The organism is Vibrio splendidus (genome assembly GCF_002873455.1).
GTDB classification, from domain to species: domain Bacteria; phylum Pseudomonadota; class Gammaproteobacteria; order Enterobacterales; family Vibrionaceae; genus Vibrio; species Vibrio splendidus_J.
The window spans coordinates 154,500-169,310 of sequence record NZ_MCUN01000054.1 but is presented as its reverse complement, the minus strand read 5'-3'; the positions used below and the strand labels follow the sequence as shown (position 1 = coordinate 169,310).

Below are 14,811 nucleotides of genomic sequence, written 5' to 3'. Positions count from 1 at the left end.
ATAAGACCGAAAAACGCCGCTCCCTATTTCCAAGGAGCGGCGTTTTCATTTTAATTATTCGAACTCACTACGCTGTCGCAAGTGCTTTCTTACGCTTTGCTAAGCGAGCCACAATCCCGAACAACATCACAATGCCACATACACCGTAGACTTGCATGATGGTTGGATCATCAGAGACAAAACCGACATCAGAGAACATCACGTAAGCACCTAGCACCATGTAAAGAATGATCGCTGAAGCTTCAAAGCGGAACTCCCAAGGCGTAACATCAATGCTTTCATTCACAGGCATGACGTAATCGTCTTCACGTGGCATGAAATGACCAATGATGAACATCAATGTCGTACACACAACAAACAGAATCGCTAACTGGTGTAAAAAGTGAATTGGCGTTTTGAAGACTAACTGCATTGCAGCGTATGAGCTTACAAATACCGCCAACGCGACTTTTGCAGCTAAGGCAGGCACACGCTTAGAGACATAACCAACAAACACGATAGTAAAGATTGGCACACTAAAGAAACCCGCCACCATCTGTAGGTATTGGAACAAACCTTCCGGTGCATACATGATGAAAGGTGCAATACAGACAGAAATGATGGCAATCACAACGCCAAATATACGACCTTTATCCACCAACTCTTCATCCGTTTTACCTTGACCAAACAAAGGCTTGTATACGTTCAATGCAAATAACGTCGTAGAGCTGTTCAATACACCGTTGAAGGTACTTAGGATGGCACCAAACATAACTGCGACAAAGAAACCGACTAATGGTTTAGGCAACACTTCGTTTACCAAGCGCGTATACATGGTGTCTGGATTACCCGCATCCGCCCCAAACATATGAAAAGCAATGATACCTGGAATGATTAAGAACAGTGGTGAGATAACCTTGATTGCGCCAGCCAGAATTACCCCTTTTTGACCTTCTTTTAAGTTCTTAGCACCCAACGCACGTTGGATGATTGATTGATCCGTCCCCCAGTAATAAAGGTTCACAAGTAGTAGACCAGTAAATAGCGTTGAGAACGGTAGTGGATCGGTCTCTGTACCAACCGACTGCAGTTTCTCTGGCGCAGCATAAAGTAGTGTATCTAAGCCAGCACCAAAACTACCATCACCCAATGCCATCAAACCAAATACAGGGATCATTAAGCCACCAACAATTAAGCCCACACCATTAATTGTATCTGCAATCACAACCGCTTTCAGGCCACCATAAATCGCATAAAAGAAACCAAGTAGTCCGATTGTCGCCGAAATAAGGGCGATCGAGCTGAATTCTGAAATATTCAACAACGCTTGAACATCAAAAATCTCACCTAAAACAACGGCACCGGCATAAAGTGTGGTTGGCAAAATATTGATGACGTATTGGCACAAGAAAAGCAAGGTCACGAACTTCTTCACTGACATGTCGTAACGGCTCTCTAAAAAGTCAGGAATGGTCGTAATCCCTTGCTTCAAATAACGCGGTACTAGCATCAATGCAATAATCACTAAGGTGACACCAGATGCCACCTCCCAACCCATAACACTCATGTTGTGGGTGTAAGCTTGTGCGCTCATACCAACAAAACTGGTCGCGCTCAAGTTAGTTAAGATAAGGGAGCTGGCAATCAAACCACCGGTTAAGCTTCTTCCGCCGAGAAAGAAACCGTCTTGTGAAGTGTTCTTGTCATTTTTAACTTTGTTGTAGGTAAACGCGACAACAAAACCAGTAAATAACAAGAATGACAGCAGAACTGTAATGGACATTTTGTTTTCCTTAAGTTTAGTTATTGCGGCAGCAATTCCTCGCTGCCGATTATATTTTTATATTTAGAATTTTATTTGTAGGGATGATCAGAGTCAGTGGTTCATATCTTTTTTAGATGAACAATCAATGCTGACTCTGGGTCTAGAATCGGTAAGGTCAATCCAATTTCTTTAAGGTTATCGCCGCTCAAAGTTAACGTTCTATCGAGCCATTGAGGGCGCTGTTTCATCAACTGGAAACTGGTTTGTGGCATGTCCACTAACTTCACTTGATACATCGCATTGTCTTCAACGCAACTAATACGAAGTGGCGAAGGCAGAGCATATTCAGGCATGGCTAATTGGCACACGGTGATCAACATTTCATCGTCATTTTCAACGCCATAAATGTTCTGATTTTTGTCCGAAGGATCCATTCGGAAACTACGGCCAGAATGCAAAACATGACGGAACTGTTTATGCAGTGAAATGTAATGTGAGAATGCTTGTTTCTCTTCAGGTGACTCTTTAACTGGGTCAAGCTCAACCCCCATGTGCCCCATGAGTGCGGTTACACCACGCATATTGATGCTGTGACGGCGGTTGGTTGAGTGGCATTCTGCTGGGCCTATGTGCGCCCCCATCACTTCGGGAGGGAAGAAGTAACTCATGCCTTTCTGAATGGCTTGGCGCTCTAAGGCATCATTACAATCCGATGCCCAGAAACGATGCGTTCGTTTTAGAATTTCAAAGTCGATACGACCACCACCCGAAGAACAAGATTCGATCTCGACTTCTGGGTGTTCTAGGTTCAACTCATCAACAAGGCGATATAGCGCTTTAGTTTGACCATGCACAGCAGCCTTCCCGTTGTGACCCGGTTGAACTAACTCTCGGTTCATATCCCATTTAAGGTAAGTAATGTTGTATCGAGTCAGCAGCGTATTGAGGCGTTCGAACAAGTAGTTAAAGCAGTCTTCATTTTGTAGGTCTAACACGTATTGCCAACGGCCTGAGGGTTGATGGTAACCTTGTAAACCAAGCACCCAATCAGGATGGTTGCGATAAAGGTTAGAGTCTTGACTGACCATCTCTGGCTCAACCCAAAGACCAAACTCCATGCCTTGCTGGTTTACATGTTCAATCACAGGTTCTAAGCCATTTGGGTATTTCACTTCATCTAGGTACCAATCACCTAATGCCGTTCGTTCACCATCACGACCGATAAACCACCCATCATCAATGATAAATCGTTCAACGCCCATCGCACTGGCTTCGGTTGCCATCTGCATGATGTAGTCAGGTTTATGGTCGAAGTAGATCCCCTCCCAAGTATTTAAATGCACGGGGCGAGGTTTATCGGCAGGGAATTGAATAATGTTGTCACGAACAAACTGCTGAAAACGTTGAGCAATACCGTTTAAACCAGACTTGCTGTAACAACCATATAACCAAGGTGTTTGATAGCTTGCCTGAGATTCCAGAATAGATTCGCCAGCGAGTAATAGCTCACCAGCTTGAACAAAACGACGGCCATCACTTCGCACATCAGCACGCATTTGATGATTGCCACTCCAACCTAAATGGAACCCCCAAACCAAACCGTTCTGTTCAGAGAAACCTTGCGTGCCCACAAACATACCAGGGAAGTTCTCGTGAGATGTGCGGCCACGACGGTTCTCTTGCATAAAGCCACCGTGTTCAAAGCGTTGACGTTGCGTTTGAAACTCATGACACCAACGACCATGGAACGTCATAAGCTCATTAGCATGATTCGGTAATGGCAGCGTTGAAGAAAGCTTGTTCAGGTAGTATTTATTGTCGCCTTTATTAGTGACTGTCACACGTTTTTGGACCACATCAGATTCGAAATCCAGTTTGATTTCGACAGTCAATTCAAGCTTAGACACAGTGTCTTCTAGCACAAAGGTCGCTTTCTGAACCTGACCTTCTCCATGCTTAGTATTCGCTTCTACGTGGACAGTATGAAAGACGGGAGCCCAATCAAAACCATCACGGTGCCCTTCTATGCCCGGCGCATTAAAATGACCGCTTCCTAATTCAGGGCATAGAGAAAGCGGTACATCGACATCAAGGCGCGCTTGGGAGATCGGTCTCTCGGTTGATAACAAAAGATCTTCATCAATACTGGCAATCTTCGCGCCCCAATGCAGAATCTCAGTAGTACGACCCGATTTGATGATCAAACTGTGGTTTTTACTTGTTAGATGAATAAACTCGCTCATAGCCAATCTCATATTGTTTTCGTAAACATAAACTAAGATTAATACTGAACCCGAAGATTGAAATTAGTACCAATATGGCTAAATAATGTGATCAAAAAGCACTTAATCATTGCTTAAATTTGCACAAGATCGACTGTTTTCGGAAACAAAATTAATGTTTTTAATGACATTTTTTTGAAAGGGAGCCGAGTTTCATTTCGCTAATTTAGATAAGCTTATCGAACGACGGGAATATTCGATGGATTGTATGATGAGTGTAACTTTTAAAGATGTAGCGAAGCTGGCTGGCGTATCAACTCAAACAGTATCAAGGGTAACCAACGGCTCACAAGATGTCGCAGAATCCACTCGAAACAAAGTGAACGCAGCGATAAAAAAACTTGGATATGTGCCCAATAAAGGCGCTCAAATGCTTAGCCGTTCCAAATCCACCAGCATAGGGTTAGTGACTCTCGATATGGCATTACACGGCGCAGCAATGATCGCAAATGGCGTACGAATGCAAGCTCACGATATGGGGTATGGAACCGCTTTTTCAGTGGTATCAGAACCGAACCTCACCAACACCCGCGAAGCCATTCGTGAGCTGATCGCCCAACAGGTCGACAGCATCATTCTGAATGTGCCTTTAAAGAGTACCGACGCTGAGCTGTTAGTGGAACAGTATCAAAATCTCAACCTTATCTTCATTGATGTCCCTTCTAACAGCCAAGTTAACTATATATGCGGAGATCATGCAGAGGGAGCAAAACTGGCAGCTCAACATCTTATTGAAAATAGTCGCTCTGAATACTTGTTGATCAGTGGGCCTAATGAATCCAGTGCATCACAAATTCGTCTTCAGAGTTGGTTAAGTGTGTTGTCAGATGCAAACTGTCAAATACAGTTTCAGCATCAAGGAAACTGGCAAGCACAAAGTGGCTACCTTGGCATTCGAGACGCTGTCGCTAAACAAACCCCGTTTGATGCTGTGCTGGTCGCCAGTGATCAAATGGCATTAGGGGTTTTACGCGCGCTGCAAGAACTGCAGATTCCAGTACCAGAAAAGGTTGCAGTCGTCGGCTTTGATGGCATCGAGGACAGTGCTTTCTTTAACCCACCTCTCACCACAATCAAACAAGATTTCACAAAGATAGGTCAACAGGCTGTGATACTTGCAGAAAAGCTCAACGCCAACTCACAAGATGCTCTACTGCAGCAACATATTGAAACCACACTGATTCCCAGAGAGAGTAGTCAACCTAAGATCACTGCTCACTATGAAAAACAACAGATAGAACAACTCCTGAAGAAAATTCAGATCCTATTACCGGAATAGAGATTGAAAGAAGAAAAGAAAAAGCGCTAGGGGGAGCTAGCGCTTCAAGACCAACTAAGTCCGTTTAGCCTGGTATTTTTTTAGCTATATCATAGGGATATAACCATTATTTTACTTAGGTAAATCAAAAAGCCTATTCGTTACGACTGCTTTAAGTCGTAAATTAAGTATAGTCGGGTTGTGAAATATGGAAGGATTTATTTCGTTTATTTTTACGCAAGAGGCAAGGCCTAAAAGTAGAAAACCAGCTCAAATGAACTAACCTTTAATCATGATAGGAAATCTTGATGAAGGGCAATATGGATTCAGAGACGACCACCGCCAAACCCGCTCCTCAAAAAGAACAATCAAACTTGTTATCGTCTTTGCTTCATGAATTCAGAAGAAACAAACTGATTTTGTATTATGTTGCATTCATTGCCCCGTTCACCTTCATCATCAACCTATTTGTTCCCGAGAATATGAAATATGACATCTATAGCTATATCGATGTTTTGATTACAATTTGCTATGTCACTTTTATGGTTTGGGCTACGTATTACTATTGTTATTTATTGTTTAAACGAGAAAAAAGCCCAACAATACGATTCATTAAAAAAGTAAAATCGCTGCTATTCCCTATATCTAAGCCTATTTATTTTATTCTGTTAATGCTCGTATTAAATATTTCATTCTCGAGTTATACGTTTATAAAATCACTGATACCTCACTTCAATCCATACAACTTAGATCTTACCTTTTATCACTTAGACAAGTGGCTGCACTTCGGTATATCTCCATGGGAAATTACGCATTTTTTTCTGCCTAATGCAGCTTCAACTCTAATGATTAATTTTCTATACAACTTGTGGTTTTTTCTTATGTGGGGGATGTTACTTTTTTTCATTGTCTACAGGAAAAATGATCAACTTCGTAACCAGTTTATCCTCACATTTTTAGTGTCGTGGTTTCTTTTTGGGAACGTCATGGCAACATTATTATCATCTGCAGGTCCTGTATTCTTTCATCATTTCCATCATCAAGATCTCTATCTCGAGCTAATGCAACGCCTGGACATGCAAAACCATAAAATAACTGAGCTAAGTGTATTTTCTTTATGGACATTATCGGCACAGGACATGCTTTGGGATAGCTATGTGACAGGAATAAGAGGTAGAGGAACGGGCATATCCGCCATGCCAAGTTTGCATGTAACAATCGCAGTGTTAATGGCTATGACCGCATTTCGGTTAAACAAAAACTGGGGATATATTGCATGGGTTTACGCTTTCTTTGTCCAAGTTGGGTCCGTTCACTTAGCGTGGCACTACGCAATAGATGGGTATATAGGCGCTCTAATGGTAGTTGCTCTTTGGCACTTAATCGGTTACTTGCTAAGAAGAAACTCGTCATCAATCACTCAACCGCAATGACAATCTCAACCGCTTGAGAGATCACTTTCCTCAAGTGAGTGTTTTTGTCGTCTAATTGCTTTCCCTTACGATAAACAAGCTGTATATCAAAATCAGGAACGTCTATCGGCGCGGCAACGGCTATCAATGAACTATCGGCATTAGGAGCGTTTCTAGCGACTAACTTCGGCACAATACACAATAGCTTTCTGCCACTGATCAATCGCTTTACCGTTAAGAAGTTGCTCGATGCGATTGCCACTTTTCTGGTGTAGCCCAACTCAGACAATTTAATATCAACTGCCGTTTTTAAGGCACCATAGGGAGACACTAAGGCGTGCTCCACAGAAACAAATGATTGTAATGACATAGGCAGCTCAACATCCAAAACGGATGCATCAAGCAAGCAAACATGTTGCTCGGTATAGAGATGTTCAATGCCATACAACTTAGGCACTTCACCAAAGCTGCCTATCGCAATATCTAGCTTAGCCTCTTCAAATACCTGCTGGTAATTGGTTCGATTAACGTTAAAAAATGCGACTTGAGAGTTTGGCGAAGCTTGTTTAATAAAATCGAAGATCATTGGGCCAAACATCTGTTCCGCGTAGTCGGTAAGTCCGATCTTCCAGCTGCCTTTATAACTATCAACTTCGAACCTTTTGGACAACAGAACTTCAGATTGAATAGTATTAAGCAACGCATCGACGGTGCTTGATAATTCAATCGCTCGGTCGGTCGCTTCCATCTTACTACCGACACGCTCAAACAAAGGGTCATCAAACAACTTTCTCAGTCTTTGTAAGCTATGGCTCATTGCTGATTGGCTGACATAACAACGTTCAGCTGCCTTGCTTACACTGTTTGTTTTATATAGAGCTTGCAGTGCAATCAATAAGTTAAGGTCAATTCCTTTCCAGTTAAAATCAGCCACAAATCAATCCCATATTATTCATAGTTACAATTAAAACAATTAATTTGAATCATAGTTTAACTCCACCTAAATTACGCTAAACATTTATCTGGAATCGATCATGCTTTCAATTTTTAAAACCTTTTTCTGGCTTGGCTGGATTAGCTTTGGTGGACCAGCGGCACATATTGGCTACTTCCGTAAAACCTTTGTTGAGAAACTGAATTGGTTATCCGATGAGGAGTACGGTCAAATTGTCGCCCTCAGTCAATTTCTGCCGGGTCCAGGCTCAAGTCAGGTTGGCTTCGCGGTTGGTTACAAAAAAGGTGGCTTAACCGGTGCGATTGCCGCATTTGTAGGCTTCACCTCCCCTTCTGTCATCCTAATGTTGATATTGGCCTTAGTGAGCACCCAGTTGTTAGAAGCACCGCTTTTCATTTCAATCATCCACGGACTTAAACTACTCGCGGTCGTGGTTGTAGCTGACGCCACTTTCGGCATGTACAAAAACTTTTGCCAATCAAAGGTAGCAACAGCACTGTGTGTGATCACCGCGATTGTTCTACTTTTGATTCCTGGGATCTGGCCTCAAATCTTAGTACTTCTATTTGCAGCAATCATTGGCAGTAAGTTCTTAACCTCTCAAGGCTTAAAAACAGCGCCTTCGACACATAAGATATCCATAACACCGCTAGTGATTTTTGTAGCACTACTGGTTGGTTTACCTCTGTTCAGTGCATATTCTCAAGGCATCGAAGTGTTTGGTTTATTCTACCAAGCAGGCAGCTTAGTCTTCGGTGGCGGTCACGTGGTTCTTCCGTTGCTACAGAATGGTATTGGCGACCAACTGTCTCAAGATACCTTCCTAACAGGCTATGCTACTGCGCAAGCGGTTCCCGGCCCGATGTTTACGTTAGCTACTTACCTCGGTTATGTGTTAATGCCATCGGCACCGATTACAGGAGCACTGCTCGCAACAATTGCAGTGTTCTTACCGGGCTTCTTACTGCTACTGGGTGTACTGAAGAACTGGCAGGCAATTGCGAGTAAACCTTTGGTGGCTGGTGCTCTTACCGGTGTGAATGCAGCAGTTGTCGGTTTATTGTTGGCAGCGTTATATCAACCCATCTTCACAAGCGCAGTGAGTAGTGGCTTAGATTTTGCGCTGATCATTGTTGGCGTGTGGCTATTGAAAACAATGAAGATGCCGATTGTAGGTTTAGTTGGTACCTTTATCGCAGCTGGTGCGATGCTTAACTATTTATAATTAGGATCTATCTGCAATTAAGATCGGCTAGTAATTAAAAGCTAAAATACCTAACTGAGCGAAAAATAATTGGCCCCTGATAAGGACACTCATCAGGGGCTAATTCATTTGTGCTATTTACCATAAGGAGAGTAACTTTTAATAAAACAACACTATATTGGTGTGCTCTCCTTCATTTCTCTCACCTCGGCTAAGGCTCGATTTAGGTTTTCATTGGCGATTTTGTAATACGAAGGTTTTTTGTCGATGGCTTGTTGCAAGTAAGGAATCGCTTCATCAGGTCGGCCTTGAATAATTAAAAAGTAACCGACATTATTCAGAGCTTCCGGCGCATCCATATGACGCATAAACACATTTATTGCTTTTTTCACATCACCTGATGCCAAATAAATAAGTGCAAGGTTGTTTTGAGCCTTCTCATTGTTAGGTTCGATCTCTAAAGCAGAACGCGTGTATTGGTACGCTTCTTTGTAGTTGCCGTACATGTAATGGGAGTAACCCATGTTCAGTAGAGCCTTCACTGAAGTCTTATCGATAGTGAGAGACTTTTTAAAATATTCTTGGGCTATCTGATGTTTACCTTCTACATCCTCCAACACCCCAATCCCCATGTAAGCCAATGCAGGAGACATACTGTCAACCTTCAAACTGGCCACTTCACTTTGACTTAGCGCTTGGTAATTTTTGGTCGTTTCACTGCTCTTCAGTCTAACTTGATCCGCATTTATCGCTTTAAAAAAATAACTCCGTCCTTCATCTGTGCGACGCTGCTTAGTGTATAGAACCCCAAGTTGCTCCAACACTTCAGTATGTGCTGGGTTAAAATCTAATGCCGCCAAATACGCTTTTTCAGCAAGTGCATAATTGCCTCTGGATGAGTGAATTCGACCGATCGTAAATAGCGTTTTGTCGTGAAACTCTTGCTCAGGAAAAGACAGAGATCGAATGTACTCATAGAGAGCCAGATCGATGTTGTTGTCTCTAAGTGCTACATCACCACGCATGATTGCTTCTTTTTCACTGACGGGTGGATCATCGCTGGTTAAAGTGTCAATTGGCTTACCCGAATACAACTCGGCATCAAACTGATTAGTTGGCTCATCAGAAGAGGCACACCCGAGAATCAATAGCGGTAGTAAAAGTAAAACCATTCTGTTCATTCGCATCATAAACCTACTCCTGGCGCACTTAATGCGTCCATAACAATCATCATCCCTGGTCCAAGGGCAACAATAAAAAAACATGGCCAAATAAATAACAACATTGGGAACAGCATTTTGGTGGGTATTTTGGCTGCGATTTCTTCTGCTGCTTGTTGGCGTTTATCTCGAAAATCTTCGGTATAGTCACGTAAGGTCTGAGCTAAACTCCCCCCCATTCTTGAAGCATGTGAGAGCAAAGAAACAAGGCCATCCAATTCATGTAACCCCGTTCTTTCTACAAGTTGACTCAAAGCGTCTGGCATCGTGACACCAGCTTGTATTTTGGCAAACACCGTATCAAGTTCATCAGCAAGTTCGGGTTGGGAAATGTATAACTCGTTAGCGACACGCCCTAGCGCAGCATTAAAACCTAGGCCTGATTCCGTACAAACAACTAAAAGGTCTAAAGCATCAGGGACACCATTTCTTACTTTTCTTTGTCGCTCTTTTTGCATTTTACTCAACACAAAATTGGGGAAGAACGTCCCGACAAAAACACACGTCACAATCAATAAATTGTTGTAACTGCCACCTATAGCCAAGTAAAACACCATAAATGCACAGACAAACCCAATTAATGCTGATAGTACCTTGAAGGCATAAAATACTGAAAGTGCGCTCTTTTCATGGTACCCAGCATGCATTAATTTTTCTGAATATGTTTCGTTATCTTTTTTGTTTCCTCGCCCAATGAATGGCGTCAGCGACTCCAAAGTATTGGTAAAATCATAAGATTTACGACTGCTAGTATGATTCCCTCCGGAAATCTGTTTTAACTTTTTATCCAACGGAGAACGGGTACCAACAAAAAGAAACCCTAAAGTAAGAGTGAGTAGCATAGTGGTCAGCAGAATCATCCCGTAAAGCAGAGTCTGGCTAGTGATACCGAACTCAGAGAGTGTTTGTTTCCATACTTCTAAATCAAAGAATTCCATAATCTATATCTCGATATTTATTATTTTTCTTATCCACAATGCCCCAATCGCCAACAAAATCACGCCGACACTGACCATAGATATCCCTCTAGGGTCACTGTACAAAGGCTCGATGTATTCAGGGTTTACGAATTTAAGACCGAAAAATAGGGCAAAAGGAGAAAGCGTCAGTATCCAAGCAGAGAGTCGACTCTCAGCGGATAGAGTTTTGATTTTTCTTTCTAGCTTAAAACGCGCTCTTAATACCTCAGATACTTTTTGCAGATTCTCAGAGAGGTTGCCCCCCGTTTCTTTCTGCAACATGACCGCGCTTGAAAAAGCCAACATAGAAACCGTCGGTACTCTTTCTGTCATTTGTAAAATAGCGAGCCGTAAATCGTAACCATAGTTCAATAAGTTATAGGTGTTCTTAAACTCAACCCCAATAGGCTCTGGCATCTCTTCGCCAACCTCATTAAAAGACTGAACTAATGGCTGACCCGCTTGTAAGGCTCTTCTTATGATGTCCAAGGCGTCTGGCAACTGCTCCTCAAACCTTGCCATTCTGTAGGTCACTCTGTTTTGAACAAACAGATAAGCAACAACCCAAACAAAAACAAAAGCGGCAACACAAATAAACCACACTTGATTGAACATCAAAGCAATCAAAGCCAATAATGTTCCGCACAAAAATACGATCACTAAGAAGCGGCTTAATGTCAGTTTGAGACCTGCTAATTCAAGCATGCGTTTCAGATCGGCAAAAAAAGGAACAACAATTAATTTACGGTCAAAGGGAGAAAGTTCCTTGTTGTAATGGTCTTTTAAGAGCGACAAACTCTCTTCATCAATATTTCTTTGTGTCTCTTTTAAACGGCGGGATAGCTCTTTGTGCTTAGCTTTTTTCCCGGCAGCTGGCAATAACAAAGCTTGCGAAATAAACAATACCGCAACAAACAATAGGGCCAACGATACAGTTACACTATCCATGATCGGCTCCTCAGCTATGTGACTCGGTAAAGATCTCATAAGGCAAATCAAGACCACGTTTAACTAGTTGATCATGAGACTGAGGAACGACACCGGTTGCGGTGTAATAACCTAAGATATTGCCATGCTCATCGATACCTTGACGCTGGAAGTGGAAGATCTCAGACATAGTGATGACCTCTCCTTCCATCCCGTTGATCTCTTGGATACTGACCATGCGACGCTTACCATCTTCTTGTCTCTCCATTTGGACCACCAAATGAATAGCTGAAGCTATCTGCGCTCTGAGGTTTTTCGTTGAAATATTCCAACCCGCCATCGAGAACATATTCTCAACACGGCTTAGTGCATCACGAGGTGTATTCGCGTGAATCGTGGCAAGTGAACCATCATGACCCGTATTCATCGCCGCTAACATATCAACAGCTTCGCTACCACGTACCTCCCCGACAACAATACGGTCAGGCCGCATACGCAAGGTATTTTTTACTAGCTCTCGCTGACTGATCTCACCTTTACCCTCAAGGTTTGCGGGGCGTGTTTCTAAACGAATCACGTGTGGCTGTTGCAGTTGTAACTCTGCGGAGTCTTCTATGGTAATAATCCGTTTATCTCTAGGAATAAACCCAGAAAAAATATTCAGCGTAGTCGTCTTCCCTGAGCCTGTACCACCAGAAATAAGGATATTAAGCTCACCTTTTACGGCAGCTTCAATGAACTTTGCCATTTGTGGAGAGGCTGACTTGTATTCCAGCAGATTATCCATGGTTAGGCTGTCTACAGAAAAGCGTCGTATAGAAACGGAAGGGCCATCTAAGGCTAAAGGGGGAATAATGGCATTCACTCGTGAACCATCAACTAATCGAGCATCCACCATCGGCGACGCTTCATCAATCCGGCGTCCAACCTGACTAACGATACGATCAATAATATTTCTTAAGTGACGATCATCTAAAAACGTATACGGTGTTTTTTCTAATTTGCCTCGGCGTTCGACATAAACACTTTTAGGTCCGTTGACCAAAATATCGGACACCGTTTTATCGGCGAGCAATGGTTCAAGTGGGCCAAGGCCAAATACTTCATCTTCAATTTGCTTGATGACTCGCTTACGCCCTTCAGCACTTAATGCGTGGCTTTGGTCATCCGCCATTAACTGAACGATCGCTTCATGAAGGTCTACTTTGGCGCGCTCTTTATCTAAGCTAGAAAGTAGCCCTAAATCTAATGTTTCGAGTAACTGCTTATGAAAGTAGTGTTTAATCGACAATTCTTGCTCTAAGACTTTTTTCGCCTCATTCATCGATTTCTCTTGCTCTTCACTCGCCTCTAGACTCTTAGCTTCATGGGATACGTTAGCTACTTTCTGAATGAGGGGCGATACAACACCGTCTTCCTCTTGGGAAAACTGTTCTACTTTCTTTTCAAACTCCGGATTAATATTTTTTCGTTTAAAGAACATAACGATCCCTCATATATGCTGTAACAAACGTGTTATGAAAATATTTTTTTAAGCCAACCTTTCTCTTCTTGTTCTGGCGGAGAAAGAATATGAGACAAGTCAATAATCGACCGTGTAATCGAACTCTTTTTCTTCGACTCAACCAACGGCAAACCTAAATTGGCACTCTCAAGAGCCACCTTGAAATCATTAGGCATTAAATGGATGTCATGCTTTCCAACAGTTTGTTCAATGTCCGTTAACTTAATGGTTTGTCGCTTTTCATAACGATTAACAATGATTTCAATTGAGTCCTGCTGCAACCCGTACTCAAACTTGAGCGTTCGAATTAATCGATTACTATTTTTAACCGAAACCAAGGTTTGTTGAGCGACAAGTAACACCTTAGTCGCTGGAGAGATCGCCGATGCGAAAATATGATCCAACCCTCGAGAAAAATCGATAATAATGTAGCGATAGAAGCGACGTAATACGGGCAATAACTTCCCGATTTTCTGTGCATGTTCATAATCATCTGCGTTATTTTCATGCTTGAAACTTAAAACGTGCAACCCTGATGTGTGCTTGTTTACCAAGCTACTCAAAGACATCTCATCTAAATCATTCGAGCTATCGATGGCATCCGAAATACTGTAGGTCGGCGTGATATTCAAATACTCAGGAATTACACCAAACTGAAGATCAATATCAAGCAGCAGCACCTCATTCGGGTGGTAACTTGCTATTTCTACGGCTGTATTGAGCGCTAAGGTTGTCGCCCCCATACCACCTTTAGTGTTGATAAATAAAAATACTTCTCCGTAACTCGAGTTTTCGATTTTCTCCGCTGCTGTTTTCTTCAGTAAGGGGAGAAGACCAGAAATAGAAATATCATGAGACAGAAAATCCGAAGCACCGAGTCTTAACGCTATTTTTAATGACCCATTATCACTTTCATCACCAAACACCACCAAAGATAAATCATGCTCTTCTAACTGCAGATTATAGCTTTGCAAATCCACCATTTTCTGAGCCCAGCAACCACTTGATTCAACAAAGATTAAATCTGGTGCATCGATATTCTTCACATACTCTTCAGTCATACCTAACAAAGAAAAAGACTCAATATGTACGTTCCGACAACGTTTCAATTGCTGTCTCATATGAACATGAAAATTCTCATTGTTATAAATCAGCCATATATTCAAGTTAGTTTTAAGGCGAATTGCATCGTCTTCATTAGGTAAAATATCAATCGCTTCGCCCATATTCCCACCTGTCTTGATTACGGACATCTTGTCCTAATATCATCGAGATTGGTGTACGTTAGACCAATCTCGATGACGACATGGTTCACTGACAACCTTTTCCATTTAATCTCTAGGCTT

11 protein-coding genes are annotated in these 14,811 nt (G+C 42.3%); 3 read left to right on the top strand and 8 right to left on the bottom strand.

All coding sequences use genetic code 11. The features are described from left to right. Positions 1 to 67: 67 nt before the first annotated feature. Complete coding sequence (locus tag BCU75_RS22875) at positions 68 to 1,762, bottom strand: solute:sodium symporter family transporter (protein WP_102475186.1); 1,695 nt, start codon at positions 1,760 to 1,762, stop codon at positions 68 to 70. 101 nt (positions 1,763 to 1,863) lie between these two features. Then, entirely contained in the window at positions 1,864 to 3,987 is a 2,124-nt protein-coding gene (locus BCU75_RS22870) for an alpha-galactosidase (protein WP_102475185.1), read from the bottom strand. Positions 3,988 to 4,237: 250 nt separating this feature from the next. Here BCU75_RS22870 and BCU75_RS22865 point away from each other — a divergent pair, with 250 nt between their 5' ends. Both BCU75_RS22865 and BCU75_RS22860 read left to right on the top strand, forming a co-directional pair. After that, positions 4,238 to 5,305: a LacI family DNA-binding transcriptional regulator gene (locus BCU75_RS22865; RefSeq protein ID WP_102475184.1), complete on the top strand. Its 1,068-nt coding sequence runs from the start codon at positions 4,238 to 4,240 to the stop codon at positions 5,303 to 5,305. Between the two features lie 287 nt (positions 5,306 to 5,592). Continuing rightward, complete coding sequence (locus tag BCU75_RS22860; RefSeq protein ID WP_102475183.1) at positions 5,593 to 6,717, top strand: phosphatase PAP2 family protein; 1,125 nt, start codon at positions 5,593 to 5,595, stop codon at positions 6,715 to 6,717. On the opposite strand, the gene BCU75_RS22855 is transcribed toward BCU75_RS22860, so the two are convergent. Further along, the gene (locus BCU75_RS22855) at positions 6,701 to 7,630 is read right to left on the bottom strand and encodes a LysR family transcriptional regulator (RefSeq protein ID WP_102475182.1); all 930 of its coding nucleotides are present in this window, start codon (positions 7,628 to 7,630) and stop codon (positions 6,701 to 6,703) included. The genes BCU75_RS22860 and BCU75_RS22855 overlap by 17 nt on opposite strands. A gap of 100 nt (positions 7,631 to 7,730) precedes the next feature. On the opposite strand from BCU75_RS22855, the gene chrA reads away from it, so the two are divergent. Continuing rightward, positions 7,731 to 8,876 (top strand): chromate efflux transporter, encoded by a 1,146-nt coding sequence (gene chrA / locus BCU75_RS22850; RefSeq protein ID WP_102475181.1) that lies wholly within the window; start codon positions 7,731 to 7,733, stop codon positions 8,874 to 8,876. A 152-nt stretch (positions 8,877 to 9,028) separates the two neighbouring features. Here the strand turns inward: chrA and BCU75_RS22845 are convergent, their stop codons facing one another. Genes BCU75_RS22845 through BCU75_RS22825 form a run of 5 tightly spaced genes read right to left on the bottom strand, consistent with a single transcriptional unit; the run spans position 9,029 to position 14,691 of the window. Continuing rightward, positions 9,029 to 10,045: a tetratricopeptide repeat protein gene (locus tag BCU75_RS22845; protein ID WP_102465259.1), complete on the bottom strand. Its 1,017-nt coding sequence runs from the start codon at positions 10,043 to 10,045 to the stop codon at positions 9,029 to 9,031. Next, on the bottom strand, positions 10,042 to 11,013 hold the full coding sequence (locus BCU75_RS22840; RefSeq protein ID WP_076675721.1) for a type II secretion system F family protein: 972 nt from the start codon (positions 11,011 to 11,013) through the stop codon (positions 10,042 to 10,044). Before BCU75_RS22840 ends, BCU75_RS22845 begins: the two co-directional genes overlap by 4 nt. Before the next feature lie 3 nt (positions 11,014 to 11,016). Beyond that, a complete protein-coding gene (locus BCU75_RS22835) occupies positions 11,017 to 11,982 on the bottom strand; it encodes a type II secretion system F family protein (protein WP_076675723.1) in 966 nt (321 codons plus the stop codon). A gap of 10 nt (positions 11,983 to 11,992) precedes the next feature. Further along, a complete protein-coding gene (locus tag BCU75_RS22830) occupies positions 11,993 to 13,444 on the bottom strand; it encodes an ATPase, T2SS/T4P/T4SS family (protein WP_076675725.1) in 1,452 nt (483 codons plus the stop codon). A gap of 32 nt (positions 13,445 to 13,476) precedes the next feature. Further along, positions 13,477 to 14,691: an AAA family ATPase gene (locus tag BCU75_RS22825; protein ID WP_102465255.1), complete on the bottom strand. Its 1,215-nt coding sequence runs from the start codon at positions 14,689 to 14,691 to the stop codon at positions 13,477 to 13,479. Positions 14,692 to 14,811 lie beyond the last annotated feature (120 nt).

Coding starts and splice junctions, on each gene's coding strand:
- BCU75_RS22835 (WP_076675723.1), bottom strand. CDS start 11,982: ATGGATAGTGTAACTGTATCGTTGGCCCTATTGTTTGTTGCGGTATTG.
- BCU75_RS22875 (WP_102475186.1), bottom strand. CDS start 1,762: ATGTCCATTACAGTTCTGCTGTCATTCTTGTTATTTACTGGTTTTGTT.
- chrA (WP_102475181.1), top strand. CDS start 7,731: ATGCTTTCAATTTTTAAAACCTTTTTCTGGCTTGGCTGGATTAGCTTT.
- BCU75_RS22840 (WP_076675721.1), bottom strand. CDS start 11,013: ATGGAATTCTTTGATTTAGAAGTATGGAAACAAACACTCTCTGAGTTC.
- BCU75_RS22845 (WP_102465259.1), bottom strand. CDS start 10,045: ATGATGCGAATGAACAGAATGGTTTTACTTTTACTACCGCTATTGATT.
- BCU75_RS22825 (WP_102465255.1), bottom strand. CDS start 14,691: ATGGGCGAAGCGATTGATATTTTACCTAATGAAGACGATGCAATTCGC.
- BCU75_RS22870 (WP_102475185.1), bottom strand. CDS start 3,987: ATGAGCGAGTTTATTCATCTAACAAGTAAAAACCACAGTTTGATCATC.
- BCU75_RS22830 (WP_076675725.1), bottom strand. CDS start 13,444: ATGTTCTTTAAACGAAAAAATATTAATCCGGAGTTTGAAAAGAAAGTA.
- BCU75_RS22860 (WP_102475183.1), top strand. CDS start 5,593: ATGAAGGGCAATATGGATTCAGAGACGACCACCGCCAAACCCGCTCCT.
- BCU75_RS22865 (WP_102475184.1), top strand. CDS start 4,238: ATGAGTGTAACTTTTAAAGATGTAGCGAAGCTGGCTGGCGTATCAACT.